This is a genomic window from Lichenifustis flavocetrariae, from assembly GCF_026130545.1.
Taxonomy (GTDB): Bacteria; Pseudomonadota; Alphaproteobacteria; order Rhizobiales; family Beijerinckiaceae; genus Lichenihabitans; species Lichenihabitans flavocetrariae.
Genome location: NZ_JAMOIM010000015.1, coordinates 69168 through 93949, shown reverse-complemented (window position 1 = coordinate 93949; position 24782 = coordinate 69168). Strand labels below are relative to the sequence as shown.

At 65.4% G+C, this 24782-nt stretch carries 25 protein-coding genes; 11 read left to right on the top strand and 14 right to left on the bottom strand.

Annotation, left to right across the window (positions count from 1 at the left end):
* Nucleotides 1-16 precede the first annotated feature (16 nt).
* The 3 genes from M8523_RS20640 to M8523_RS20630 form a co-directional block, all read right to left on the bottom strand.
* The gene (locus tag M8523_RS20640; RefSeq protein WP_282586793.1) at nucleotides 17-1057 is read right to left on the bottom strand and encodes an alpha/beta fold hydrolase; all 1041 of its coding nucleotides are present in this window, start codon (nucleotides 1055-1057) and stop codon (nucleotides 17-19) included.
* A gap of 12 nt (nucleotides 1058-1069) precedes the next feature.
* A complete protein-coding gene (locus M8523_RS20635; protein WP_282586792.1) occupies nucleotides 1070-1414 on the bottom strand; it encodes a hypothetical protein in 345 nt (114 codons plus the stop codon).
* Between the two features lie 76 nt (nucleotides 1415-1490).
* Entirely contained in the window at nucleotides 1491-2405 is a 915-nt protein-coding gene (locus tag M8523_RS20630; RefSeq protein WP_282586791.1) for a hypothetical protein, read from the bottom strand.
* Between the two features lie 237 nt (nucleotides 2406-2642).
* On the opposite strand from M8523_RS20630, the gene M8523_RS20625 reads away from it, so the two are divergent.
* Together M8523_RS20625 and M8523_RS20620 are read left to right on the top strand one after the other, a co-directional pair.
* Nucleotides 2643-3353, top strand: coding sequence for a DUF1194 domain-containing protein (locus M8523_RS20625; RefSeq protein ID WP_282586790.1), 711 nt, complete (start codon nucleotides 2643-2645; stop codon nucleotides 3351-3353).
* Between the two features lie 27 nt (nucleotides 3354-3380).
* The gene (locus M8523_RS20620) at nucleotides 3381-4268 is read left to right on the top strand and encodes an MBL fold metallo-hydrolase (protein ID WP_282586789.1); all 888 of its coding nucleotides are present in this window, start codon (nucleotides 3381-3383) and stop codon (nucleotides 4266-4268) included.
* A gap of 590 nt (nucleotides 4269-4858) precedes the next feature.
* Here M8523_RS20620 and M8523_RS20615 read toward each other — a convergent pair.
* Both M8523_RS20615 and betC read right to left on the bottom strand, forming a co-directional pair.
* On the bottom strand, nucleotides 4859-5074 hold the full coding sequence (locus M8523_RS20615) for a porin (RefSeq protein WP_282586788.1): 216 nt from the start codon (nucleotides 5072-5074) through the stop codon (nucleotides 4859-4861).
* Nucleotides 5075-5150: 76 nt separating this feature from the next.
* A complete protein-coding gene (gene betC / locus M8523_RS20610; protein ID WP_282586787.1) occupies nucleotides 5151-6671 on the bottom strand; it encodes a choline-sulfatase in 1521 nt (506 codons plus the stop codon).
* 150 nt (nucleotides 6672-6821) lie between these two features.
* On the opposite strand from betC, the gene M8523_RS20605 reads away from it, so the two are divergent.
* The 3 genes from M8523_RS20605 (at nucleotide 6822) to M8523_RS20595 (ending at nucleotide 10642) form a co-directional block, all read left to right on the top strand.
* Entirely contained in the window at nucleotides 6822-7931 is a 1110-nt protein-coding gene (locus M8523_RS20605) for a calcium:cation antiporter (RefSeq protein ID WP_282586786.1), read from the top strand.
* 61 nt (nucleotides 7932-7992) lie between these two features.
* Nucleotides 7993-9633, top strand: coding sequence for an ABC1 kinase family protein (locus M8523_RS20600; RefSeq protein ID WP_282586785.1), 1641 nt, complete (start codon nucleotides 7993-7995; stop codon nucleotides 9631-9633).
* A gap of 172 nt (nucleotides 9634-9805) precedes the next feature.
* Nucleotides 9806-10642: a universal stress protein gene (locus M8523_RS20595; RefSeq protein ID WP_282586784.1), complete on the top strand. Its 837-nt coding sequence runs from the start codon at nucleotides 9806-9808 to the stop codon at nucleotides 10640-10642.
* 117 nt (nucleotides 10643-10759) lie between these two features.
* On the opposite strand, the gene rpsI is transcribed toward M8523_RS20595, so the two are convergent.
* A complete protein-coding gene (gene rpsI / locus M8523_RS20590; RefSeq protein WP_282586783.1) occupies nucleotides 10760-11239 on the bottom strand; it encodes a 30S ribosomal protein S9 in 480 nt (159 codons plus the stop codon).
* A 1-nt stretch (nucleotide 11240) separates the two neighbouring features.
* Nucleotides 11241-11711 carry a 50S ribosomal protein L13 gene (gene rplM / locus M8523_RS20585; protein WP_282586782.1) on the bottom strand — a complete coding sequence of 157 codons (471 nt, stop codon included), beginning with the start codon at nucleotides 11709-11711 and terminating at the stop codon, nucleotides 11241-11243.
* Nucleotides 11712-12009: 298 nt separating this feature from the next.
* On the opposite strand from rplM, the gene M8523_RS20580 reads away from it, so the two are divergent.
* From M8523_RS20580 to M8523_RS20565, 4 genes are all read left to right on the top strand, one after another.
* The gene (locus M8523_RS20580) at nucleotides 12010-12435 is read left to right on the top strand and encodes a CoA-binding protein (protein ID WP_282586781.1); all 426 of its coding nucleotides are present in this window, start codon (nucleotides 12010-12012) and stop codon (nucleotides 12433-12435) included.
* Nucleotides 12436-12478: 43 nt separating this feature from the next.
* Entirely contained in the window at nucleotides 12479-12886 is a 408-nt protein-coding gene (locus M8523_RS20575; RefSeq protein ID WP_282586780.1) for a hypothetical protein, read from the top strand.
* A gap of 151 nt (nucleotides 12887-13037) precedes the next feature.
* Nucleotides 13038-14339: an O-acetylhomoserine aminocarboxypropyltransferase gene (locus M8523_RS20570; protein WP_282586779.1), complete on the top strand. Its 1302-nt coding sequence runs from the start codon at nucleotides 13038-13040 to the stop codon at nucleotides 14337-14339.
* A gap of 59 nt (nucleotides 14340-14398) precedes the next feature.
* Complete coding sequence (locus M8523_RS20565; RefSeq protein ID WP_282586778.1) at nucleotides 14399-14803, top strand: GFA family protein; 405 nt, start codon at nucleotides 14399-14401, stop codon at nucleotides 14801-14803.
* Between the two features lie 35 nt (nucleotides 14804-14838).
* On the opposite strand, the gene M8523_RS20560 is transcribed toward M8523_RS20565, so the two are convergent.
* The gene (locus tag M8523_RS20560) at nucleotides 14839-15909 is read right to left on the bottom strand and encodes a COX15/CtaA family protein (protein ID WP_282586777.1); all 1071 of its coding nucleotides are present in this window, start codon (nucleotides 15907-15909) and stop codon (nucleotides 14839-14841) included.
* Between the two features lie 109 nt (nucleotides 15910-16018).
* On the opposite strand from M8523_RS20560, the gene M8523_RS20555 reads away from it, so the two are divergent.
* A complete protein-coding gene (locus M8523_RS20555) occupies nucleotides 16019-16255 on the top strand; it encodes a DUF2842 domain-containing protein (RefSeq protein WP_282586776.1) in 237 nt (78 codons plus the stop codon).
* Here M8523_RS20555 and M8523_RS20550 read toward each other — a convergent pair whose 3' ends face one another.
* Nucleotides 16256-17308, bottom strand: a complete 1053-nt coding sequence (locus M8523_RS20550; RefSeq protein WP_282586775.1) for a polysaccharide deacetylase family protein — start codon at nucleotides 17306-17308, stop codon at nucleotides 16256-16258.
* A gap of 99 nt (nucleotides 17309-17407) precedes the next feature.
* On the opposite strand from M8523_RS20550, the gene M8523_RS20545 reads away from it, so the two are divergent.
* Nucleotides 17408-18580 carry a GNAT family N-acetyltransferase gene (locus M8523_RS20545; protein ID WP_282586774.1) on the top strand — a complete coding sequence of 391 codons (1173 nt, stop codon included), beginning with the start codon at nucleotides 17408-17410 and terminating at the stop codon, nucleotides 18578-18580.
* 9 nt (nucleotides 18581-18589) lie between these two features.
* Here M8523_RS20545 and M8523_RS20540 read toward each other — a convergent pair whose 3' ends face one another.
* From M8523_RS20540 to lpxD, 5 genes are all read right to left on the bottom strand, one after another.
* The gene (locus M8523_RS20540; RefSeq protein ID WP_282586773.1) at nucleotides 18590-20794 is read right to left on the bottom strand and encodes a GumC family protein; all 2205 of its coding nucleotides are present in this window, start codon (nucleotides 20792-20794) and stop codon (nucleotides 18590-18592) included.
* A 191-nt stretch (nucleotides 20795-20985) separates the two neighbouring features.
* On the bottom strand, nucleotides 20986-22194 hold the full coding sequence (gene lpxB, locus M8523_RS20535) for a lipid-A-disaccharide synthase (RefSeq protein ID WP_282586772.1): 1209 nt from the start codon (nucleotides 22192-22194) through the stop codon (nucleotides 20986-20988).
* Nucleotides 22191-23006, bottom strand: a complete 816-nt coding sequence (lpxA, locus tag M8523_RS20530) for an acyl-ACP--UDP-N-acetylglucosamine O-acyltransferase (RefSeq protein WP_282586860.1) — start codon at nucleotides 23004-23006, stop codon at nucleotides 22191-22193. Before lpxA ends, lpxB begins: the two co-directional genes overlap by 4 nt.
* 61 nt (nucleotides 23007-23067) lie before the next feature.
* On the bottom strand, nucleotides 23068-23565 hold the full coding sequence (gene fabZ, locus M8523_RS20525) for a 3-hydroxyacyl-ACP dehydratase FabZ (RefSeq protein WP_282586859.1): 498 nt from the start codon (nucleotides 23563-23565) through the stop codon (nucleotides 23068-23070).
* A gap of 70 nt (nucleotides 23566-23635) precedes the next feature.
* Nucleotides 23636-24688 carry a UDP-3-O-(3-hydroxymyristoyl)glucosamine N-acyltransferase gene (lpxD, locus tag M8523_RS20520; RefSeq protein WP_282586771.1) on the bottom strand — a complete coding sequence of 351 codons (1053 nt, stop codon included), beginning with the start codon at nucleotides 24686-24688 and terminating at the stop codon, nucleotides 23636-23638.
* Nucleotides 24689-24782 lie beyond the last annotated feature (94 nt).

Sequence of the window (24782 nt, the reverse complement as noted above, 5' to 3'; positions counted from 1 at the left end):
CGGGTCCCGGGTTTGCTTACCGTACCGACCGCGCCGGCAGCGTGCCGGTGAGCGCGTCCTGCAGCGCCGCGTGGAAGGCGGCCGGGTCTTGGATCTGCGGCGCATGTCCGAGCGTCGCGAATTCCACAAGCTTCGCTCCCGGAATAGCTTCGGCGGCGGCTTGGCCGAGAGCTGGGTAATGACCCAGCGCGGCGCGCACCTCCGGAGGCGCCAGATCCTTACCGATGGCCGTGATGTCCTTGTCGCCGATCATCAGAACCGTCGGGACGCGAAGGTGCGCGAATTCGTACACCACGGGTTGGGTCATGATCATGTCGTAAAGGAGCGCGGAATCCCATGCGACCGCGTCCCGTCCCGGTCCACGGTAGAGACCCGCCAGCATCTGCACCCAGGGTTCGAACCGGGGCTGCCATGTCCCGGCGTAGTAGGTGGCTTGTTCATAGGCGCGAATCGTGTCGGCCGTGGTTTTCAGATCGCGCGCATACCATTGGTCGATGCCGATGGGAGGCACCCCCTTGGCGCTCCAGTCCTCCAACCCGATCGGGTCGACCAGGACGAGCTGCTCGGTCGCATCTGGAAACATCAACGCATAGCGAATGGCCAGCATGCCGCCGGTCGAGTGGCCCAGCATGACGGCGCGATCGATGCCGAGATGCACCAGGAGATCGCGTGTGTTCTGGGCGAGTTGGCGAAAGCTGAACTGATAGGCGGGTGGCTTGCTCGACTTGCAGAAGCCGATCTGGTCGGGCGCTACGACGCGATAACCCGCTTGGATGAGGTGCCGGATCGTCTCGTCCCAGGTGCCAGCACAGAAATTCTTTCCGTGCAGCAGGACGACCGTGCGGCCGTTGGCAGGGCCCTTTGGCGCCACGTCCAAATAAGCCATGTGCAGGGTTTGCCGCTGCGACTCGAAGGCGAAATCCTGCACCGGAAACGCATAGTCGAAACCTTCGAGCCTTGGACCGAAGGCGGGTTGGTCGGCCGCAATGCCTGGCCGAACGCTCGCAAGAATCGCGAACCCTACAGCCGCGACTGCCAGAAGCTTGGATCTTTGCATCCAGGCGTCGGGTTACTCGTCGAAGAAGATGCCGCCCGACTCTGGCCCACGAGGATTGTCGTTGAACGGCAAGCTGAATTGACCGGGCAGGGTCGACTGGCCGAACTTATCCTGCGCGAAGCTTGTATAGATCGGCTGGTGCAATGTCGTGTTGGCCGACAGATAGCTGTCCTGCGTGCCGACCTCGGCCGCTGTGCCCATGTCTAGCCAGCTGCGGCGGTTGACGGTCAGCGGCGGCGCCGCCACGGCATGAACCACAGCCACATGGCGTCGCCCCTGCTGGGCCTGGGCAGCGGCCGGCAGCGCGAGAGCGGCGACAACCGACAATGCGGCGGCTGAAAGAAGGAAACGACTCATGTGAGGGCCTCTGATTCGCATCATCTGACGAGTTAACCAAAAATCCGCCTCGAAGTTCCTAACTTGAGCGCAACAATTACATCGAATCCGATTTATTCGGCCGGAGCGGAAAAGAGCCCGTTGGGGCGGAGTGGCCTTGGGTCCGCGCGTCGAGCGAACCGAGGCGCGCCTCCGCGCCGCGGCCGATCGAACACCCTTGGCCGCGTCGCTGTTCCGCGGCCACGAAGACATCGCGTAGTGGAATGTCGTCGCCGGCTGAAACAAGATCAATCCTGTCGAGCGTGCAGGCCAGCGTCACCGGGTCGACCGGATGCTCATCCGTTCCGCAGGCCAGGCCGCTGACGTCGAGGACACTGGCTGTACCACTGCGGCGGAACGCAAGGCAGCTGGCCGATCCCCCGGCTCGACTGATGGCAACGCCGGTGACCTCGAAGGGTCCGAACCGCGTCGGCACCGTGGACGTGAGGCCGCTCCGTACGACGGCGAGCCCCGCCCCGGCCGCCAGGCGTGCCGCATCCAGGAAGGCCGTGGTTTGCGCGGTCATCTCGGCGCCTTTCCGGTAAAACAGCAAGCGGAGAAAAGCCTCGCCCGGCAGCGGCACCCCATAGGTCAGCGTGTCCTGCCGCGCCGTGCCCTCAAGGTCGCGCCGGGCTGTATATCGGAGCGGCAGCTTGCCATAGGGGCCGCCGGCCAGATCGTAGGTTTGAAACGGGCGGTTGACCTCGATCCAGACCGGGGCAAGCGGACCTGTCGGCCGGGTGGGCGACAGGGCCGGCATTGCGGCCGGCTCCGTCCCCAGCGTCGGAAGAAGCACGAGAGCGACGAAAGCCAGGACGACGGTACCGCCGCAGAGGGCAAGTGCTGCGCTGAGGTAGGATCCTCGCCGCCGCAAACGAACACTGGGTGCCTCGCCCATCTCGGTCGTGAAGGTGAGGCCCGCGCGCAGCCGGCCGAAATCGGCGGGGCCATGCGGGGTTGCGGAAAGGGTCATCGGCAGGCTCGGCGAACCGTTCTCGCGGAAACGGCATGGCGACCCTGCGTCGGCGGCCGTAAGGCGATCCTTACCGGCACGCGACAACGCACAACCAGAGTCAATGCCGACTTACCGGCCGCGACGACATCGACCTGCCGCGCGCGTCGGACGGCCGCGTCCGAGCCACGAAGGCTCGACGCCCTTCCGCCGATCGCATAGGCTCTCCGCAACGGCTCGGGAGCAGGTGACGGCGTCTTGTGGGTTCTTAGGCCTCTGATCCCTTTCTGCGCAATCCTCGTCGGCCCGGCGACGGCGCGGCCCGCCGACCGGGTGGATGTGGCGCTGGTACTGGCCGCCGATGTGTCACGTTCGATCACCACCGAAAAGTTCGATCTGCAGCGCGAGGGATATGCCGCGGCCATCCGCGATCCGCAGGTGCTCAACGCCGTCGCCTCGGGCCCCAACCATCGCATCGCGGTCGCATTGGTCGAATGGTCCGGCGCCGGGTCGCAGGCCGTCGTGGTCGATTGGACCCTGATTGAGAGCGCGCGGGACGCCGAGGTCTTCGCGGGCCGGACCCTGGCCGCGCCCCGCGCCTTTGCCAATCGAACGGCCCTCGGGGCCGCTCTGACCTTCGCCAGGACGGTTCTGGCGCAATGCCCTTACGACGGGGATCGAAAGGTGATCGACGTGTCAGGGGACGGCACCAACAACGACGGCATGCCGGCCGGAGACGCCAGGGACGCCGCGCTCGCGGCGGGCGTCTCGACCATTAACGGTCTGGTCATCCTCAGCAGCGACACAGGTTCATCTTACCTGAAGGATCACGAGAACCCGCCCGGCGGTCTGCAAAGTTACTATCGGCAGAATGTCGCCGGGGGCACGGGGTCTTTCGTTCTTGTGGCGAAATCCTTCGAGAGCTTCGGTCGCTCACTGGTCGCAAAGCTCGTGCAGGAGATTTCCTGACTTTGACGCTTTAGAGGGGGTGGGTTCATGCCGGATGCCGCAGCCGACCAACGCCCTCCCGACATGCTGGTTCGGTTCTGGGGGACGCGGGGCTCCATCGCCTGTCCGGGGCCGGACACAACGGTCTATGGCGGCAACACGGCCTGTGTCGAGGTCCGCTGCGGCGACCGCCTGATCGTGCTCGACGCCGGTAGCGGCCTGCGCCCTTTCGGACGCCTGTTGTCCAAGGCGAGCGAGCCGCTCGACCTCGATCTGTTGCTCAGTCATTGTCACGTCGACCATCTCATCGGCCTGCCGTTCTTTCAGCCGGCTTTCAACAAGACGACATCGATGCGGCTTTGGGCCGGTCACCTGTCCCCCCGGGATCATCTCGAGGGGATGCTGTCGCAGCTCATGGTGCCGCCGCTGCTGCCGATCACGCCGAAGACCTTCCGGGCGGACATCACCTACCGCGATTTCCCGGCCGGCGATCAACTCGATCTCGGCGGCGGCGTCCTGGTGCAGACCGCCGCGTTGAACCATCCCGGGGGCGCCACCGGGTACCGGATCGAGTATCACGGTTGCGCTGTCGCCTATGTGACCGATCACGAGCACCTGCCCGGTGGCCCCGATCCGGCCCTCGTGGCCCTGGTCCGGGACGCCGACCTCGTGATCTACGATTCCACCTTCACACCGGCCGAATACCTCAATCGCGTCGGCTGGGGCCATTCGACCTGGGAAGCGGGGATCGCGCTGGCGGAGCGGGCGGGCGCCAAAAGGCTGGCTCTGTTCCACCACGATCCCGCCCGCGACGACGAGGCCCTCGATCACATCGAGCGGGAGGCGGCGGCAAGGCTGCCGGGGGCTTTCGCGGCGCGCGAGGGGCAGGTGCTGATGTTCAACGCGCCGCGGGGCGATGGCGACGGGATTCCATGACGCCGGTTTGGCGCGAAGCCCGCGTGAGAGCTAGTATTGCGGAGTTGTCAGGTTTGAATGAAGGGCCACAACATCGAAAGGAGGAGCTGCGCAAATAACTGTCCTGCAAAGCGAGGTTTACGAAGCTTTTCGCGCCATAGATATCCCAGAAGACAAAGCCATAAAAGCTGCCACAGCACTCAGCAAGCGGGACGACGACGTGAGCAACATCAAAGCAGACTTGCTTGTGCTGAAATGGATGCTCGGCTTTGTGCTTGCATTCCAAGTTCTCATCTTTGGTAAGCTATTTATCCACTGACTTTGGTCGTGGAGAGTGACAGACGCACCAACGAGCGTCTGGGCTAAGCAGCAGAAATGACCGGGGTGGATGAACACGCGTTACCGTCTGCTCGTGCGTGTGTTGCAGTCGCCCTTCTTCCCACTCAAGGCTGTCGCGCTCACATGTCTCGAAATGATGCCCAGATTTCTTGTCTGCCTTGTGCAAGAGGAGAAGACGTGGCTCTCCGTCGTTGGGCGGGGCCGATGGCCACCTGCGGGGAAAAGGTCCGGTCGCGAAGTGAGACGCGGAGCGGGGACATCCGGTCTAACGTCTAGCGGCTGAAAACCGCCTGCCCTTCCGCCCGCACACTGCCGCCCATCTTCACGCAGGTGTCGGTGCCGGGCATCTTGACGTAGCCCTCGCCCAGATAGGCGCAGGCGGCATCCGACTTTCGCGGCGCATCCTCCCTTTGTGGGCGCGGCGGGTCCTTCGCAACGGCCGCTCCGGCGGACAGACAGATCGCGGCCACCAGTATCCTGCGTCTCATCGTTCCCCCGTTGGCCCTTCGAGCGTACCTTCGATCGCAGGCAAATCCGGCAATCCCGCGACGCCTCGCCCGGATCTCAGGGCTTCACACGCGGAAAGCGCGCCATCGCCTCGAGATCGTCGAGGTCGATCGTGTTGCGCATATATTGCCGGGACGCGTCCGTGAACGGCTGGAAATCCCACGGCTTGGTGCGTCCCGTCATGAGCGCGGCATCGACGAGACGGCGGCGGCGCTGCGATTGACGCACCGCCGCGTCGAGGGCCTTGAGATTCCAGCGCGACGCCACCTCGCTGCCAAAGGCCGCCACGACCGACGCCATGTCGGTCTCCTCGGCCCGATTGAGCCTCTCGTCCGGATCGGCGTCGAGGTCGTAGAGCTGGTCGGGGTCGCCAGGCGCATGGATGAATTTGAGGGCGCCGCGCCGGATCATCACCATGGGCGCCACCGCGCCTTCGGCGAGATACTCACCCAGAACCTCGTCGTGACCGGCGCGGCCCCCGAGATGCGGCAGGAGCGACCGCCCGTCGACGGGGCTCGCGAGGTCGGCGGCCAGATCTCCGCCCGCCAGTTCCACCAGGGTCGGCAGCACATCGATGAGCGAGACGGCCTCGGGACGCCGGCCGACCGCGATGCCGGGGCCGGCCGCGATCAGCGGCACGCGGGCGCCCCCCTCGAAGAAGTTCATCTTGTACCAGAGGCCGCGCTCACCCAGCATCTCGCCATGGTCGCCCAGGAACAGCACCACGGTGTTGTCCGTGAGGCCCGTGCTGTCGAGCGCGCGCATCAGACGCCCGAGATGGTCGTCGCAGAACGAGATGGCGCCGTAATAGGCGTGGCGGGCATTGCGGATCTGCTCGTCCGTGATCGGCTCGGCATCCATGGCGCAGACATGCCGGACCCGGGCCGTGTGCGGGTCCAGAGCGACGTCGCCTTTGCGGACGCGAGGCATGTCGATCGCCTCGTGCGGGTAGAGGTCCCAATAGTCGCGCGTGACCGCGAACGGATCATGCGGATGGGTGAGCGAGGCGACCATGAGGAACGGGCGGTCCATGGGGCTCCGCACATGGTCGAAGATCGCGCGCTCAGACGCGAAGGCCACTTCCTCGTCGAAATCGATCTGGTTGGTGCGAACGCACAGGCCCGCCTCGGTGACCGAACTCATGTTGTGATACCAGCTCGGCCGCTCCTCAGGATGGTCCCAGTCGGGCGTCCAGCCATAGTCGGCGGGATAGATGTCGGTGGTCAGCCGCTCCTCGAAGCCGTGCATCTGGTCCGGCCCGCAGAAATGCATCTTGCCGGACAGGATCGTCCGGTAACCGAGCCGGCGCAGATAATGCGCGAAAGTGGGCAGGTCCGCGCGAAACTCGGCCGCATTGTCGTAGCCGCCGGTGCGCGAGGGCAGCGCGCCTGTCATGAAGGCCGTGCGCGAGGGCGAGCAGAGCGGCGAATTGCAATAGGCCTTGTCGAAGACGGTGCCGCGCGCCGCGAGACGGTCGAGATGAGGCGTCTTCACGAGCGGGTGGCCATGGATCGGCAGGAAGGCGGGATTGAGCTGGTCCACCATCACGATCAGGATGTTGGGCTTGGCGTGCGTCACGGCGGCTCTCTCGTAGGATGACGCCGGCACTCTGGGCGAATTCGATTGCGCGGCGCTGCCCGCCCGGCGATCCGTTCTTGCCTGCGCACGACTATGCCGTCGGGTCTGCGTCAGCCACTCTGCGCGGCCTCGACAGGAGATGATTCGGATATGACGCGCGTCACGGCATTACGGTTGGCTTTCGGCTGGGGGACGGTCGCGCTGTTCCTTCTCGCCGGGCCGGCGATCTTTGCGGCCGCCGGTCCGGGGCTTGGCAGCCTCGCGGTGTTCCTGTGGCTGCTCGGCGCCATCATGTGGTCGGCCTTCGGCGTGGTGCACGAGGCCGATGAACTGGCCGAGATGCTCGGCGAGCCGCTCGGTACGCTCATCCTCACCCTGTCGATCGTGTTGATCGAGGTCGCGCTCATCAGTGCCGTCATGCTGGGCGCCGCGGAGCCGACGCTCGGCCGCGACACGATGTTCGCGGTGCTGATGATCGTGCTGAACGGTGTGGTGGGACTGGCGCTGCTGCTCGGGGGCTGGCCCTACCGGGTGCAGAGCTACAATTTCCAGGGCGCCACCTCGTTCCTGGCCGTCATCCTGCCGCTCACCGTGATCGCGCTGATCCTGCCGAACTTCACCCGCTCGACGGCGGGCGGCACGCTGAGCCACGGCCAGGAGATCGCCTTCTCGCTGTTCACGCTCGCGCTCTACGGCACATTTCTGGCGCTGCAGACGGGAAGCCATCGCGATTTCTTCGTGCTGCCGGATGAAGGCGAGGTGGAAACGGCCGCGACGCCGCCTGCGACGCACGCACGCCCGACCAAGGCATCCGTGCTCTCGCATACCGCCCTGCTGCTCGTCTCCGTGCTGCCCGTGGTGCTTCTCGCCAAGCAGCTCGCCAAGGTTCTCGACGGCGGCATCAAGGCCCTGCACGCCCCGCCTGCACTTGGCGGCGTGCTCATCGCCATGATCGTCTTCACGCCCGAGGCGATCGCGGCCATGCGGGCGATCTCGCTCAACAAGCTGCAGCGGACCGTCAATCTCTGTCTAGGGGCCGCCGCCTCCACGATCGGGCTGACCGTACCGGCGATCATTGCGATCAGCCTCGTGACAGGTCAGAATATCGTGCTCGGCCTTGATCCAGCCGAAATGGTGCTGCTGGTACTGACGCTCGTCCTCAACCTACTCACATTCACGTCGAAGCGAACGACGGCGCTGCATGGCGCCATGCACCTTGTCGTCTTCTGTGTGTATGTCACCTTGATCTTCAACCCCTAATGGGCAGAACTATCAGCCGAATCATTCCTCTTGGCTCCAGTTCTGGCGAGACACGCTCTTGATGCTGAAAACCGCCTTCGTCGCGGCCCGGGACCGACGGCGGCTTGCCACCATCGTGGGCGTGTTGCTGGCCTATGGGTTCGACAAGGTTGTCGACCGCATGGGGCTCCGAGCCATCGCCCGCATCGTGGCTTGGCGCACGCCGCACGTGGATGTCACGCGGCTGACCCGGCCCCAGCGGGTGCGCCGTGCCATCGAGGCGCTCGGTCCAACCTTCGTCAAGCTTGGTCAGATCCTCGCGGCTCGCCCCGACATGCTGACCCCGCAATGGACCGAGGAACTGACCAAGCTCCATGCCGGGGTCGCTCCCCTGCCCTGGGAGACGATGCGGCCGCTGCTTGAAGCCGAGCTCGGTGGCTCGCCTCACGACATCTTCGCCGAATTCGACACGACCCCCATTGCGTCGGCGTCCATGGCCCAGGTCTACCGGGCCAAGCTCGATACCGGCGAGGAGGTAGTGGTCAAGGTGCTCCGCCCCGGCCTGCAGAAGGTCATCGAGGCCGACTTGCGGCTGATGAGCCACGGCACTCGCATCGTCGAGCAGGAGTGGAAGGAACTCGCGCGCTACCGGCCGCAGGAGCAGATGCGCCATCTCGCCCAGGCGCTCGCCGGCGAACTCGACCTCGCCAACGAGGGCCGCAATTGCGAATTGCTGGCCGCGCTTTTCGAAGGCCGCGACGATATCGTGTTTCCCAAGATCTATTGGGAATGGACCACCGAGAAGGTGCTGGTCCAGGAATTCATCCACGGCATCTTCCTCACCCATCAGGAAAGCCTTGAGGCGGCTGGGCTCGACCGCGTCGTACTCGCCCAGCGCGGTACGGACGCGTTTTTGCAGATGGCGCTCGTCGAAGGGACGTTTCATGCCGATCCGCATCCGGGCAACATCCTGGCGCTGCCCGGCAACCGCATCGCGCTCATTGATTTCGGGGCCATCGGCCGCCTCACGCAGAAGCGCCGCAATCAGCTCCTGATGCTGATTGGCGCCATGCTGAACCAGGATGCGGACGGCCTGATGGCGGTGCTGCTCGACTGGAGCGGCGCGAGTTCGCCCGACCTGACACGGCTTGAGGCCTCGTCGCAGGCCTTCGTGCACCAGCACACCGGCAAGGTGCTCAATCTGGGTCTCGTGCTGACCGACTTCATGACCATGGCGCGCGAGAACGACCTCGCCATGCCCACAGATCTGGCGATCCTGTTCAAAAGCCTGGTGCTGGCCGACGGCGTCATGCGTCAGCTCGATCCCAATTTCGATCTCTTCACGGCGGCCGGCCCGACCGTGCAGCAGACGATGCAGGCCAAGTTCTCGATGGCGGGGCTGAAGGCCAAACTCGAAGCGGTCGGCGCGGGTCTCTTCGGCGCCGCTTCGGAACTGCCGACCCTGATCCATCTGCTGCTGGTTCGCATGAAGCAGGGCAAGATCACGGTGGAGATCGAGATCAAGGGCCTCGACAAGATGACCCGTGCTCTCGAACGCGCCGCCGCCCGCGTCGCCATCGCGCTGGTGGTCGCTGCCTTCACGTTCACGCTCGCGCCACGCCTCCTCAATCTCGGACAATCCGTCTTCGTGGGCGTCACCGTGGTGGTGTGCCTGATCGGCATCGGCTGGATCACCCTCCTCAGCCGGAACAAGATGCATTGAGGTCGGAACTGCCGGGAGAGAACAACCCCTCGTTTTGAACCCGGAAGACGCACAAGGATGCGGGTTCGCTTCCAGGCACGGTGCCGCGGCGCTTCCAACCTCGTCTGACAGGCTCTAATGTCGCGCTCCGGGGGCGCCGGATGTTTGTTACGGCGCAGAACAGGAGGGTGCCGTGCCGTATCGCAATGTTCTGGTCCCGGTCGAGGAGCATTCCCGCATCGCCTCAGTTCTCGCAACGGCGGTTCTGATCGGCCGCGTTTTCGAGTCCTATCTGCAAGGCGTGCCGCTGGCCCCTGACATCTCGGATATCGTGATCGCCGACATCTCGATCGGCGCCACTGTGTTCGATGCCCGCGCGCGCGAGGTTCTGTCGGACCGGGCCCTCAAACAGTTCCAGGGCGCCATGGCGCTCCATGACGTGCCGCACTACGTTCCTGGCAGCCACGATTTCTCGCATATGTGGCTCCCGACGATGATGAGCGACAGCGCGCTCGGCCCCTACGCGCGCATCTTCGACATGATCGTGGTGGGAAAGCCTGGCTCGAACAATCTCGATCCTCGGCAGGCGACGTTCGAATCGGTGCTGTTCGAAAGCGGCCGGCCGGTTTTGATCGCACCCGACAAAGTCCCGCCGACACTGGGGGACACGATCCTGATCGCCTGGAACCGCTCGTCTGAGACAGCCCGCACGCTGCATTTCGCCCTCCCGCTGCTGCGCCGGGCCAAACGGATCGTCATCCAGACGATGGACATCTATTCGGTGCCGGGCCCCTCAGGCGATCAACTGGCTCAGGCGCTCGCCCGCGACGGCATCATGGCCGAAACCGTGACGATCACGGGCAAGACCGACAACGAAGGACCATCCATTCTTGCGAAGGCCGCCGAGATCGGCGCCGATCTGGTGATCAAGGGCGGCTACACACAGAGCCGCCTGCGACAGATGATATTCGGCGGGGCGACGAGCCACGTCCTGGCTCATTCCGAACTGCCGGTGTTCATGGCGCATTGAGGCCGGACGGCCTCGCTGTCGCTTTTGAGCCGGCAGCCTCGCCTTGCGGAGAGGTCCCCGTCCCAAAAGAAAAAGCGGCCGAAGCCGCTTTCTCCACTTCGTATAACGTGAAACGCGTTAGCGCTTCGAGAACTGGAAGGAGCGACGCGCCTTCGCCCGGCCCGGCTTCTTACGTTCGACCACACGCGAATCGCGGGTCAGGAAGCCTTCGCGCTTCAACACAGCACGCAGTTCCGGCTCGTAATTTGTCAGCGCCTTGGACACACCATGGCGCACCGCGCCGGCCTGTCCCGACAATCCGCCGCCCGCCACGTTGACCATGATGTCGTATTGCGACACCCGGCCCGCGATCTCGAAGGGCTGGTTCACGATCATGCGCAGCACGGGGCGCGCGAAATAGGTCTCGAAAGACCGCTCGTTGATGATGATCTTGCCCGAGCCGGGCTTGATCCACACGCGGGCGATGGCATTCTTGCGCTTGCCGGTCGCGTAGGCCCGGCCTTCCTTGTCGAGCTTCTGGGTATAGACCGGCGCCTCGGGCTGCGTGTCCGCGGTGGCCGACTTCAGGTCTTCGAAGGAGGAAAGTGTCTCGGCCATATCAGGCGGCCCTCAGGTTCTTGGAATTCATGGCGCCGACATCGAGCGGCTTCGGCTGCTGCGCCTCGTGCGGATGCTCGGTACCCTTGTAGACGCGCAGGTTGCCGAGCTGCTTGCGACCCAGGGGCCCGCGCGGAAGCATGCGCTCCACGGCCTTCTCAAGCACACGCTCCGGGAAGCGGCCTTCGAGGATGAACTTCGCCGAGCGCTCCTTGATGCCGCCCGGAAAGCCCGTGTGGTGATAATAGACCTTCTGGTCTTTCTTGCGGCCCGTGAACACCACCTGGTCGGCGTTGATCACCACCACATTGTCGCCGTCATCCATATGCGGCGTGAAGGTGGGCTTGTTCTTGCCACGCAGGTGCATGGCGATGACCGAAGCCAACCGACCGACCACCAACCCTTTGGCGTCGATCAGCACCCACTTCTTTTCAATGTCGGCTGCCTTGGCCGAATAGGTTTTACCAAACATGAGCGACAAAAGTCCGTTGTATAAACAAGCAAGCGCCCGGAGGGGCGCCTGTCTTGCTGGGGTACATAACGGAGCCGTGACACGCAGTCAATCGCGACGCGTCGGCACGTCAAAAACAAAACTGAATGAAAACAGCATCATAGACGATAAGGTATTTGGATACCTCAATGTTTTTCAATCCACTTGAAGGCTCCGGAAGCTTTGCGAAGAAGTCAAACCGATTAACGCTGTGGAACGGCCTTTGCGGGTCAGCGCGGGCGCGTTACGGACGGAACGCTGGAATTGAGCGAGACGAGATATGACGTGGCGCAATCCCTCCGATGAGGCCATCCGCACGCTTTTGACCGAAACCCGGACCATCGCCCTCGTGGGCGCGTCAGCCAATCCGGCGCGCCCGGCGACGGGTGTGCTGCGCTGGCTTCTCGCGCGCGGCTATGTCGTGACGGCTGTGAACCCTGGCCTGAGCGGCACGCTTTTTGGCGTCCCCGTGGCAGCGCGGCTGGCCGACATCGAGGGGCCCATCGACATGGTGGACGTTTTTCGCAACAGCGCGGCCGTGGCGGCGTTGGTGGACGAGACGCTTGCGCTTCCTGTGAGGCCGCGCGTGATCTGGATGCAGCTCGGGGTCGTGAACGAAGCCGCAGCCGCGAAGGCGGAAGCGGCCGGCCTGACGGTCGTGATGGACCGTTGCCCGGTGATCGAAGCGGCCCGGCTGGGATTGTGACTTGCGGGCCGAAGCCCCCCGCATCAGAGAAGGACCGCCGGCGATGAACACGAGACGACGCGTTTGGGCCGCCTTGGCGGCCCTGCCGCTTTTGGCCCTGGGCCGGAGAGCCGCCAAAGCCGAGGCTCCACCCTCCCCCACCGGCGGTCCGGGCGAGACAATGTTGACCGTCTTCCTTCGTCACGACGAGACCAAGACGGTCGACGAGATCAACCAGCACCTGAAACAGACCGGCTGGTTCCGCGACTTTCCGCCCGAGGGCGTCACGGTGGTCTCCTGGTACGTCATGATGGGAATAGGGCAAGTCGTCACCCTCCGGTTTCCAGCCGAGAAGCTGCGCGACGTGAACCGGCTGATCGAAGGCGAAGCCTGGGGCGGCTACCGGACGGAGTTCTACCCGACCTATGATTATCGGGGGCTCTACGAGCAGTTGAAGAAGAAAATGGGCTAGCCGATCCCGCCTCCGCGGCCCTAGTGTGGCGCCAAGACGGAGCTCAGACGCCTCGAACGGAGTTCTCGGCCGACCTCATGGCCGCCCGACGCCATAAGGCCGCGAACTTCCTTCGCCGTGATCGAGAGCATCCGTCGCAGGGGGAACGCTCATGACGAACAGCACCAACGGCCACGACCATCCGGGCTTCGCGACGCTCGCGATCCATGCGGGCGCCGCACCGGACAAGACCACCGGCGCACGCGCGACGCCGATCTACCAGACCACGTCCTTTGTGTTCGAGGACGCCGACCACGCGGCGGCGCTGTTCGGCCTGGAGGCCTTCGGCAACATCTATACCCGCATCGGCAATCCGACCTGCGCGGTCTTGGAAGAGCGGATCGCGGCGCTCGAAGGCGGCACCGCAGCGCTCGCGGTCGCGTCGGGCCATGCGGCGCAGCAACTCGTGTTCCACACGCTGCTGGCACCCGGCGACGAGTTCATCGCCTCGAAGAAGCTCTACGGGGGGTCGATCAACCAGTTCAACCATGCTTTCAAGAACTTCGGCTGGCAGGTGAAATGGGCCGACCCGGACGACCTCTCGACCTTCGAGGCGGCGCTGTCGGAGCGCACCCGCGCGATCTTCGTTGAATCGATCGCCAATCCGGGTGGGGCGGTGACCGATCTTGCCGCCATCGCGGCCATCGCGGCCAAGGCGCATGTGCCACTGGTCGTCGACAACACGCTTGCGACCCCCTACCTGGTGCGCCCCTTCGAGCATGGCGCCGATATCGTGGTCCATTCGGCGACGAAATTCCTCGGCGGCCACGGCAATTCGATTGCCGGCCTGATCGTCGATGGCGGCACGTTCGACTGGCTGGCCGACGACAAATATCCGAAGCTCTCGCAGCCCCGGCCCGATTATGCGGGCGTGACGCTCGGCCAGCGCTTCGGTAATTTCGCCTTCGCGATCGCGGCCCGCGTGCTGGGCCTGCGCGATCTCGGGCCGGCTTTGTCGCCGTTCAACGCCTTTCTGGTGCTGACCGGCATCGAGACCTTGCCGCTGCGCATGCAGCGCCATTGCGACAATGCCTTGGCGGTGGCGGAATATCTGGCCCAGCACCCGGCTGTCGCGACGGTGAACTATGCGGGGCTCGCGGGCGACCGCTACCATGCGCTGGCGCAGCGCTATTGCCCCAACGGGGCCGGCGCGGTGTTCACCTTCGGGCTCAAGGGCGGCTATGAAGCGGGACGCCAGCTCGCGACCTCGCTCAAACTCTTCTCGCATCTCGCCAATGTGGGCGACACGCGATCCCTCGTCATCCACCCCGCCTCGACCACCCACCGGCAGCTCACCGACGACCAGCGCATCGTCGCCGGCGCCGGGCCCGAGATCGTGCGTGTGTCCATCGGGATCGAGGACGTGCGGGACCTGATCGCGGATCTGGATCAGGCGTTAGGCAAGTCAGGTTGAGGCGAGTTGGCCAGGCACGTCGGGTGCCGGCAGCCTGGGCGTTTTGAGGGATCACGACGATGAGAGAGGGCGGGTGTCTGTGCGGGTCAGTCCGTTACAGGGTTGACGGAGACCCCGTGTCGAGCGGGATCTGCCACTGCGTCACATGCCGGCGCGCGGCCTCAGCACCGGCCCTGCCTTTTGCGCAATTCGCTGTCTCGGATTTCTCTTTCACACGGGGAGAGCCCGCCGCCTTCCGATCTTCTCCCCACGTCGTTCGGACCTTCTGCGGCCGATGCGGATCGCCGCTCACCTACCAGAATGACCGACACGCCACCTCGATCGACATCATGACATGCAGCCTCGACGATCCGAACACGCTCCCGCCGACATTTAGCGTCTGGGTCAGTCATAAAGTCGCCTGGGACGCCGTAGCGGAAGGCCTGCCGGCCTACGCCGAGAGCAGATCGGAGCCGGCGGATTGAGTGACGGCTATCAACGCTTCAACCAAGCTTCGCGGCTATGACAACCCACGCCGATGCACCACCGCCATGCTGAACACCACCATGGCAAAGGCCTGATGAGCCAGCGCCGCACCGAGCGGCACGACCCACAAAAGCGTCGCGATGCCGATGGCGGCTTGGCATGCCACGAGTCCCGCCAATGCGACGGCCCGACGCGCGGCTGCGGTCCCGGGGACTGAGCGAGCGACCTGGATCGCGTGGAGGAGTGCCACTCCGAGGACCAGATAGGCCAGCATGCGATGATCGAACTGCACGGTCGTGACGTTCTCGAACAGGTTGCTCCATAGCGGTGCCTGGAAGAACAGCGAGGCCAGCGGGGGGATGAGGTGGCCCTCCATGGCGGGCCAGGTGTTGTAGACGAGACCGGCCCGCAGGCCGGCCACGAGGGCGCCGAGGCCGATCTGGCAGAACACCAGGATCATGAGCGCCGTCGCAACGCCGCGCAGGCCGGCCGGCACCGCTTCACGACGGGCTCTGAGCCCCTGCGCCATCCACACCACGTAGCCGAGCGTGAAGGTGGCAAGCAGCAGGTGGGTGGCGAGCCGGTACTGCGAGACTTCGGTGCGTGCCGTGAGACCGGACTTGACCATCCACCAACCCACGGCCCCCTGCAGGCCGACGAGGCACAGGAGCCCGACGAGGCGCGGCTTTAGGCCGCGCGGCAGCCGCCCGGTGATCCAGAACGCTGCCAGGGGCAGTGCGATCACGAGGCCGAGCGCGCGGCCGATCAGGCGATGGGCCCATTCCCAGAAGAAGATCGCCTTGAAGGCCGACAGCGTCATGTCGGGATGCAGCGCGAATTGCGGGATCTGCTTGTAGGCGTCGAATTTGGCGTCCCAGGCCGCCGCCGTGAGCGGCGGGATGGCACCGAACAACGGCTCCCATTCGGTGATCGAGAGGCCGGATTCTGTCAGCCGCGTCGCGCCGCCGACCAGCACCATGAGAAAGATGCAGGCGGCCACGCCCCACAACCACATCTGGACCGCACCAGCCCCTCGGCGGGCCCGCGGCCGAGCGATCGACGCGGCCCCGAAGCCGATGGGCGTGACAGAATGGTCGACCGACATGATCCTCGTCCGAAAAGCGTTCCCGCCGTGTCGTTGGTGGTTTAATGGGGGACGAGGCGAAAAGCCATTGGTGCCCTGCCGCAGGCCGGGCCGCAACTCTCGGGTGCCCATGCGTCGAAGATCACGCAAGTTCCTCGGGGCCTGCGTCATGCTGGCCTTCGTCTGCCTCTATGCGTTCGTGGCCATGGTCGTGGCGCAGAACGACCACATCCGCAACGCCAGCAGCGTGCCGCAAGCGCTTTTCTTCATCGTCGTCGGCCTTGCCTGGATCCTGCCGTTGATGCCGCTGATCCGGTGGATGGAGCGACCCGACGCCGACGAACCCGAAGCACGGATGGGCCGCTGATCAGTCGGGCGAGAGACGGCGTCCAGGATTCCACAGCGCGAAAGCCGCGCCCGAGAGCAGAACATCCAGCGCTCCAAGGTCCTGCCAAAGGCCGTTGATCGAGATCCGCGGCAGCGCCATCGCCCGCGCGGCGTGGCCCGGGAACAGAACGCCCGGGCGGGTCGTCACGGCCGCCGCGAAACCATGCGCCGCAGCGGCCGCAAATTCCCGGGCGCCAGCCGCGTGAGGGCCGCCGAACGGATAGGCGAGGTGCCGCACGGGCCGCCCGAGCCGCTCTTCGAGGGCCTGTCTGGCATCGCCGAGTTCCCGATCAAGGGCGTCCAGATCGAGCAGCGCCAGATTGGCGTGGGTCGCCGTATGACAGCCGATCGCCGCGAGCGGATGCGAGGCGAGCCTCTCGATTTCGTCCCAAGACAGGCAGAGATCGTCGACCACCGCACTCGGTGACGGGTGGATGCCATCGGTCAGGTAGGCCATCAGGTCGTCCACCTCGCCCGGCCGCCGTCGTGCCATCAGCCCCGCCAGCTTCGCGAAACTGCGATCCTTGTCCGCGGGCGTCTCGGCCGGCAGCGTGCGTGGGACGCCATCGAGCGTGAACCTCAGCCGGGGCAAGCGCCGCACGATCGCCTCCAGTTCCACCCACCAGAGCCGCGCCGTGCGGTCGGCAAAACCGCTTGTCACGAAGACCGTGAACGGTGCCGCGTGACGTTCGAGCACCGGCAGAGCATGAACGACATTGTCGCGAAAGCCGTCGTCGAAGGTGAGAGCCACGACGGGATCGCGTGTGCGGGCCGCAAGATGCGGCACGATTTCATCAAGGGGCACGATGCGGTAACCCTGCGCCTTCACGTGCCCCAGCACCGCGTCGAGGTGGTCGGGCGTGATCTCCAGCAGACGGTTCGGCGCGAAGCCGCGCTCCTGCCAGGGCTGCACGCGGTGGAACGTAAGAATCGCGCCTTGCCCGCGCGTCAGCGGTGCCATCATGCGGTGCAGGCCCGTCAGCGAGAAGGCCTTGAACCCGGCACCGATCAGCCTGTGTTTGAATGCGGCCATGGGTTCGGCGGTACCCCTCAGTCCACGACCCTGCGACAAGAGCCCGTTGAGACTTCCTTGTTAGAACGGGAGGGTAACCGATCGGTTTGCGTTTCACCTATGCAGGTTCTTGCCGCCGCTGCCGCCCACGACATGAGCCCGACCCGTCGGCCTCGGCTTGCGCGCGTCGCGGTGCTGCAGGGAATCGCGACCGCGCGCCGCACGTGGGAGGATCTCGCCGAGCGCGTCCCCTGTTCGCCCTATCAGCGACCCGCGTGGCTCGTACCCTGGCTGGATACGCTTGGCGGTGGAGCGGCGGCGGTCTTCGTGGTCGGCTACGACGCCGAAGGTCGTGCCATCGCGTTGCTGCCGCTTTGCCTCCGGCGATTGCCGGGTTTCACCCTGGCCGGCTTCCCGGGCGGGCACGATGCGAACACCGGCCTCGGCTTGTTCGACCCCGCGGCACTCCTCGACCGCGCCGCGATCGAGAATTTTCTCCAGGCGGCCGCGGCGGAAGCAAGGATCGATCTTTTCGTCTTGCGCCACCAACCTCACGAGTGGGCGGGAACCCCCAATCCCCTTGCAATCCTGCCCCAGGCCGCGAGCCCGAGCTTTCAGCATCTAACCGAGCTCCGACGGCCCGCAGAGGCTTTCCTCGCACAGACCTTGTCCAAGCGGACCCGGAAGCACATCCGACAAAAGGAAACGAAACTCGCCGCACTCGGCCCTGTCGCGTATGAAGTGGCCACGACGGCCGAACAGGTCGCAGCCTTCGCCGAGGCCCTTGTTCGGTACAGGGCGACGCGCTTTGGCGGCCGGCGCGGCCATGAGGCGTTGGTCCGGCGCTTCCTCGAGCGCAGTGGCCTGCCGGAGGGCAATGGGGCACCCGCCGTCGAACTTCACGCGCTGACCTGTGGCGGCGACATCGTGGCCGTCTTCGCGGGTACCGGGCACCAGGGCCGATTCTCGGGAATGATGATATCGTTCGATCCCGATCCGCGCTGGGCGAAACTCAGCCCGGGCGAACTCCTCCTCGCGCGGGTGATCGCCTCGAAATGCGACGCCGGCTTCAAGATCTTCGATCTCGGCATCGGCGAGGCGCGCTACAAGGATGTTTTCTGCCCCGTCGTGGAGCCGCTGTTCGACACGATCCGGGGCGCATCATGGCGCGGACGCTTGGCGGCTCCCGCGTGGCGAGTTCATCTCGCGGGAAAACGCGCGATCAAGCGGACCCCGTGGCTGTGGTCGCGGCTCAGCTGGCTGCGGAGCGTGACAAGGTTCGCACGGAGGTAAGCGCGTCCGTCAGGCCGCTTCGCCGTGCGACACGAGCTCCACGGCGTCGCCGGCGAGTTCCACCGTCAAGACCGGAAGGTCGTCGAATTCGTCCAGTCCGAGGATGGCCCGGCAGGCGTCGCGGCGCGTGGCCCCGACCGACTCGTCCGACGCCAGTACCAGCACGTCCGTATGTTCCTGCGCCAGAAGGCCGGCGAAGACACCCGATGCTCCGATTCCGCTCATCAGCACATGGTCGTAGGTTTCGGCCAGGGCATCGAGCACGTTGGCGATCCCCTCCTGGTCGGTCTCCAAGTCGGCTCCGGACGCCGGCAGGACGCCGGCCTGGATCAAGTGCAGCCTGGACTGTGAATCCCGATGGATGACTTCCGCGAAAGAAGCACGTCCGTCGAGCAATTCGGCCAGACCGTCGCCTTTCGCGGTCCCGGTCATCTCGCCATGGGGCGTCGCGATCCGCCCGGCGGCGCTTGCCAGATCGACCGCGATGGTGCGTGACGAGCGGGAGAGGGCACGTCCCAGTCGGACAGCGACCGTGTTCGACCGCGCGGAGAGCCCGACGTCGAGAACCAGGACCCGAAGCGCCTGTTCGGGCTGCTTCAGCGCGGCGAGCTCGTCGACGAGCACCCCGATCGGATCTGAACTCCGCGCGGGACGCATCATGGCGGAATCGGTGGCGGCCACGACCGCATCGGGTTCGGCACGCGGGTCGAAGGTCGGCTTCAGCGCCGGCTCTTCCGCAAACCGTGCCGGAAATTCCTCCGGCAGGCTGATCGGCAGGCTCACGCCTCTGTCGCTTCGCGCAAAGGCGCGGCCGGACAGAAGTTCGCGGGCGATCAGGATGCCGAGCGACAGCAAGGCGCCCGCGATCGTCATGATGGTGATGATCGGGAGTTTTTTGGGAAAGCTCGGCAGTTGCGGTGCGACGGCACGCGAGATGATCCGGGCGTCGGCCGGGTTCGATCCCGCATTCTCGCGCGCCAATGCCTCCTGATATTTGGAGGTGTTGAACTCCAACTGGTCTTTCAGCAGCCGCGCGTTGAGATCGAGTTCGCCGAGCTTGACCTGATCGGGGCCCGCGGCCCCGACCGCGTCCTTCTGGGTGTTGATGGCGGTCGTCAGGTTGTCGACACGGCCCTGCGCGATGCGGGCATCGCTATCGAGCCCTCGCACTACCTTCTCGGCGACCGTCCGCAACTGAGCGTCGATATTGGCGAGTTGAGCGGTCAATTCCTGCATGCGGGGATGGCCCGGCAGCAGAGTACGGCCCTGTAGAGCCGCCTCGGCTTGAAGTGCGGCACGCTGTTCGGACAGGCGGCGGATCAGGTCGTTGTTGGCCACATCCGGCACTTCCGTGATGCGGCCGGCCCGCACCATGTCGCGGATGAGCTTGGCTCTGGCCTGTGCTTCCGCCTCGGTCGAGCGGGCCTGGGCCAGTTGCGTGGTCATGTCGGTCAGTTGCTGGGACGACAACGAATTGTTGTTGGCGCCGAGCAGGAGACCCGACTCGCTGCGGAACGCCTGTGCTTTGGCTTCCGCTTCGGCCGAGCGGGTGCGCAGGTCGGCCACGAGGCCGCGGAGCGACTCGGCCGCCGTGTGGGCGGCCTCACGCTTGGCGGAGGATTGCACGTCGAGATAGAGGCTCGCGACGGTATTGGCGGCACGGGCCGCGAGATCCGCATCCCGAGATTCAAACTCGATCGTCAGCACGCGGGATTTCGTGACCGGGAATACGGTCAACCGGTCGAAATAATTGGGAAGGATTCGCTCTTCCGAGGGTGTGCCGAGCGGATCTCGTTGCAGCCCGAGCAAGATGAGCAATCGGCTGACCGGCCCGACGCCATTGGCGAGGGGATCGAATTCCGGATTGCCCTTGAGGTCGAGGGCCTTGATGGCCTGGCGGGCCAGATCGCGCGATGACACGAGCTGAACCTGGCTCTGCACGGCCTCGTCATCCGGCAGGGGCTGCGCCTGGGTATCGGCGTTGCCCAGACGAGTAAAATAGGCTTCCTGGCTCTGGATCAGAACCTTGGTCTCGGCCGTGTAGCGCGGCGCGATGAGGTTGACTGCAACCGCACTGACCACGAAGCACACGAGAGCCGGTCCGATCAGCCAGCGCTTCTGCGCTTTCAGCCGTCGACCCAGATACGAGACGTCCAGGTCCCGGCGCGGCAAGCCGTCACCAGGAAGTTCGTCATCGTGGAGGTCACTGACCATGCCTGCCATCCCCGCACCACACCCTGACGGCTCACCCAAAAGGGCCGCGAATCAGAGACGACACGCCGGTGCCGACGGATGCAACGCGACGAGTTAACGATGGTCAGGGTTGAGAACCGGTTAAGACCCAGCGGAAATTCATTAAGCGATGGTCATGATCGCCGCGGCCTAGCCCGCGCGGCGCTAAGTCGTCAGGGTTGACGCGGCCGGGTCAGGGTGTCGAGCACGATGGCGGCGGCGCGATCGCTCGGGGTCTCGCCGTCCGCGAGCCGCATCAGGCCTTCGAGTCGCGCAAAGGCGTCGAGCTGCCGGGTCCGAGCCTCGCCATCCAACAAGAGAGGCGCGAGCGCGTCGGCCAAGCGTGCAGGGGTGCAATCGTGCTGGATGAATTCGGGCACCACGAGCGCATCGAGGATCAGGTTGGGCAGCACGATCGACGGCACCTTGATTACGTATTTTAACCAAGTCTCGAACGGCGCGACCTTGTAGGCCACCACGGTCGGCACGGCCGCGAGAGCCAGTTCCACCGTCACCGTGCCGGACGCGGCAAGTGCCGCCCGAGCCGACCGGAACGCGGCGAGCTTGGCGGCCTCACCGAGCACGATGCGGGGTTTCAGCGTCCAGCGCGCGGTGCGGGCGCGGATCTCATCGGCGAGGTGGTCGACGGCCGGCAAGACCAATTCAACAGGACCCACACGGGCGGCCACGAGCGCGACCGCGTCGCCGAAATCCTGGGTCAGGCGACGGATTTCGGAGCGGCGCGATCCGGGCAATACCAGGAGAACCGGGGGGCTCGCTCGCCGTCGTTCGGCTTCAGCCGCATTGGGACGCAGTTCGTCCAGACGCTCGATCAGGGGATGGCCCACATAGGAGCAGAGCGGTCCCCCGAGGCGGCGATGCGCCTCAGGCTCGAAGGGCAGCAGCGCCAGAACATGGTCCATCGAGGCCCGCATGGCCTTGGCGCGCCCGGAGCGCCAAGCCCATACGGAAGGGCTGACATAATCGACGATCGGAATATCGGGCCTTTGTCGCCGGACGAGCTTGGCGACCCGATGCGTGAAATCCGGGCTGTCGATGATGACAAGGGCGTCCGGGCTGTCGGCCACAACGGCGGCGGCGGCTTCGCGGATCCGACGCAGCAATGTCGGCAGGCGGCGGATCACCGGGACGAAACCCATGACGGCGATGTCGGCGAGGGGAAACAGCGACCGCAGCCCCTCGGCCTCCATCCGGTCGCCGCCTATGCCGGAAAAGACGATGGGGCGTGGGGATCGAGCCCGCAGCGCGCGCATCAGCTTGAAGCCGAGCTGGTCTCCCGAATGCTCACCGGCGATGACAGCGATGCGCAGCGTCTCGGGCGGGACGCCACCTGCGCCTCCCACCTCAGGATTGCGGCTCAACCGGCATCCCGGGGGACGCAAATCGCACGGTCGCCGCCTTCTCGAATGAAGACGATGATCTCTTGCACTTCGGCTTGTGTCGCGAATTCCGCCGCGACATCCTCGACCCGCTCCTTGAGGGTGCCATCGGGCGCAAACAACAACCGGTAGGCGCGTCGCAGCTCATGGATCCGTTCGCGCGAGAAACCGTGCCGCTTGAGCCCGACCACGTTGAGACCGGCCAGATAGGCCCGATTGCCGAGGGCCATGCCATAGGGAATGACGTCATGCTCCACCCCGGCCATGCCGCCCACAAAGGCGTTGCGGCCGATGCGAACGAACTGATGCACCGCCGCGCCGCCCCCCATGATCACATGGTCACCGACACGGCAGTGGCCGGCCAGCATGACATTGTTGGAGAACACGACGTGATTGCCGACGTCACAATCATGCGCCACATGGGCATTGGCCAGGAAGACGCTGTTGTGGCCGACCCGCGTCGCGAGCCCGCCCTGGGCGGTCCCCGGGTTCATGGTGACGCCCTCGCGGATCACGCAATCCGGACCGATCTCGAGCGTCGAGTCCTCGCCGCGAAACTTGAGATCCTGCGGCTCATGTCCAAGCGAGGCGAACGGAAAGACGCGGGTCCTCGCGCCGATGCGCGTCCGCCCCGCGACCGCGACGTGAGACAGGAGCGCGACGCCGTCTTCGAGCGTGACCTCCGGCCCGACCGCGCAAAACGGGCCGATCGTGACGCCGCGACCGAGCCTCGCTTCGGGAGCCACCACGGCCATCGGGTGAATGATCGTATCCCGCGCGGAAGCAGGCTCCATCGATTGCTCGCCCGTCATGACCTCTGCCCGCTCCCCGATCCGCGACACGTTCAGCGGTCCCTCACCTCTTGGCATCGTCCATCACCAGCATGGCGCTGATTTCGGCCTCGCACACGATCGCGCCGTCGACCTTGGCCTCGCCCTTGTACCACCACATGTTGCGCCGCTTGTTGATCCGCACGAGATGGTATTCGAGCGTGTCGCCCGGGCCGACCGGTTTGCGGAATTTGGCCTTATCGATGGTCATGAAATAGACGAGCTTGGGCGTATCCAAGCCTTGCGCCCTGACGCAGATCGCGCCGGCCGTCTGTGCCATCCCCTCGATGATCATCACGCCCGGCATCACAGGGCGGCCGGGGAAATGCCCCTGAAACTGCGGCTCGTTGAACGTGACATTCTTGATGCCGATGCAGGACTCGTCCGCCTTGATGGCGACGATCTTATCGACCAGCAGGAACGGATAGCGGTGCGGCAGACGCTCGAGCAGTTCAAGAATGTCCATGGTCGCAAGGGTCCCGCCATCCTCGCTGGCCAGGGGTGACGGGGTCGGGGCGTTCATCTCATCCTCTTGATCGAACAGCGTTTCGTTTGCAGCCGGCATGGCACACCCGGCTCCGGAAGGAAAGCGATCAGGATTCACGCTTGCTGTCTCGGCGCACCAGCCGACGGATGTAGGCTTCCTGGCGGAACAGGTCGCGAACCGGCTGGGCCGGACTGCCGGCCCAGCGCTCGCCGGCCGGCACATCGCTCATCAACCCCGCCTTGGCACCCACCTGAGCGCCCGTGCCGATGGTCAGATGTCCAGTCAATCCCGCTTGGCCGCCCGTCATCGCAAAATCGCCGAGCGTCGTCGAACCCGAGATACCAGTCTGCGAAACGATCACGCAGTGACGACCGATCACGACGTTGTGAGCGATCTGCACCAGATTGTCGATCTTGGTACCCTCGCCGATCACCGTGTCGCGCACGGAACCGCGATCGATCGTCGTGTTCGCGCCGACCTCGACGTCATCCTGAATCACCACCCGGCCAATCTGCGCGACCTTCGCATGCCCACGGCCGCCCAGCGCGAAGCCAAACCCGTCCTGGCCGATGCGGACGCCCGCATGCAAGATCACCCGATTGCCGACAAGCGCGTGGACAAGGGTCGCATGTGGCCCGATTGAGCAGTCTCGGCCGATTTTGACATTGGGGCCAATCACGGCATTGGCGCCGATCACCGAACCGCTTCCGATTTCCGCGCCCGGTCCGATGACCGCACCCGGATCGACCGTCACGTCTGCCTCCAGCCGCGCCTCGGCATGCACAAGCGCGCTGGGCGATCGCCCAACGGTGCCGAAGACGGAAGCCGGCCGTAGTGCGGCGGGATACATTCGGGCCAGAACAATCGCGAAGGCGCGGTAGGGTTCGGCGCACACGAGGGGCACGGTCGTCGCGGGCAACCGGGAGGCGAAACGCTGGGTGACGAGGCATGCGGCCGCCACCGTCGTGGCAAGCGTATCTGCGTAGCGCGCATTGTCCAGGAACGCCAGGGAGCGCGGTCCGGCGTCGGACAGCGGACCGACGCCGTCTACGGTACGCGCGAGGTCAGCGTCCGGCGGCGTCTGGGCTCCCGTCCAAACCGCGATGTCGGCGAGTGGAACGGGGTCCGGTTGCCGAAAGAAGAAAGTCGTGCTGCTCATGGGGCCTTATAGGAAAGCCCGCCCGCGAGCGCCACCCACCTGCCGTGCAAAAGGCCTCCCGGTTGGGGAGACCTTTGCGCTGACGCGGATCAGG

Bases quoted from the DNA above. Each gene is read 5' to 3' on its own strand.
- M8523_RS20560 (WP_282586777.1), bottom strand. From the start codon at position 15,909: ATGTCGGTCGACCATTCTGTCACGCCCATCGGCTTCGGGGCCGCGTCG.
- M8523_RS20565 (WP_282586778.1), top strand. From the start codon at position 14,399: ATGAGAGAGGGCGGGTGTCTGTGCGGGTCAGTCCGTTACAGGGTTGAC.
- M8523_RS20635 (WP_282586792.1), bottom strand. From the start codon at position 1,414: ATGAGTCGTTTCCTTCTTTCAGCCGCCGCATTGTCGGTTGTCGCCGCT.
- rpsI (WP_282586783.1), bottom strand. From the start codon at position 11,239: ATGGCCGAGACACTTTCCTCCTTCGAAGACCTGAAGTCGGCCACCGCG.
- M8523_RS20600 (WP_282586785.1), top strand. From the start codon at position 7,993: ATGCTGAAAACCGCCTTCGTCGCGGCCCGGGACCGACGGCGGCTTGCC.
- M8523_RS20580 (WP_282586781.1), top strand. From the start codon at position 12,010: ATGACGTGGCGCAATCCCTCCGATGAGGCCATCCGCACGCTTTTGACC.
- lpxA (WP_282586860.1), bottom strand. From the start codon at position 23,006: ATGGAGCCTGCTTCCGCGCGGGATACGATCATTCACCCGATGGCCGTG.
- rplM (WP_282586782.1), bottom strand. From the start codon at position 11,711: ATGTTTGGTAAAACCTATTCGGCCAAGGCAGCCGACATTGAAAAGAAG.
- M8523_RS20620 (WP_282586789.1), top strand. From the start codon at position 3,381: ATGCCGGATGCCGCAGCCGACCAACGCCCTCCCGACATGCTGGTTCGG.
- M8523_RS20550 (WP_282586775.1), bottom strand. From the start codon at position 17,308: ATGGCCGCATTCAAACACAGGCTGATCGGTGCCGGGTTCAAGGCCTTC.
- fabZ (WP_282586859.1), bottom strand. From the start codon at position 23,565: ATGAACGCCCCGACCCCGTCACCCCTGGCCAGCGAGGATGGCGGGACC.
- M8523_RS20575 (WP_282586780.1), top strand. From the start codon at position 12,479: ATGAACACGAGACGACGCGTTTGGGCCGCCTTGGCGGCCCTGCCGCTT.
- M8523_RS20570 (WP_282586779.1), top strand. From the start codon at position 13,038: ATGACGAACAGCACCAACGGCCACGACCATCCGGGCTTCGCGACGCTC.
- M8523_RS20615 (WP_282586788.1), bottom strand. From the start codon at position 5,074: ATGAGACGCAGGATACTGGTGGCCGCGATCTGTCTGTCCGCCGGAGCG.
- M8523_RS20640 (WP_282586793.1), bottom strand. From the start codon at position 1,057: ATGCAAAGATCCAAGCTTCTGGCAGTCGCGGCTGTAGGGTTCGCGATT.
- lpxD (WP_282586771.1), bottom strand. From the start codon at position 24,688: ATGAGCAGCACGACTTTCTTCTTTCGGCAACCGGACCCCGTTCCACTC.
- M8523_RS20545 (WP_282586774.1), top strand. From the start codon at position 17,408: ATGCAGGTTCTTGCCGCCGCTGCCGCCCACGACATGAGCCCGACCCGT.
- M8523_RS20555 (WP_282586776.1), top strand. From the start codon at position 16,019: ATGCGTCGAAGATCACGCAAGTTCCTCGGGGCCTGCGTCATGCTGGCC.
- M8523_RS20540 (WP_282586773.1), bottom strand. From the start codon at position 20,794: ATGGTCAGTGACCTCCACGATGACGAACTTCCTGGTGACGGCTTGCCG.
- M8523_RS20605 (WP_282586786.1), top strand. From the start codon at position 6,822: ATGACGCGCGTCACGGCATTACGGTTGGCTTTCGGCTGGGGGACGGTC.
- M8523_RS20630 (WP_282586791.1), bottom strand. From the start codon at position 2,405: ATGACCCTTTCCGCAACCCCGCATGGCCCCGCCGATTTCGGCCGGCTG.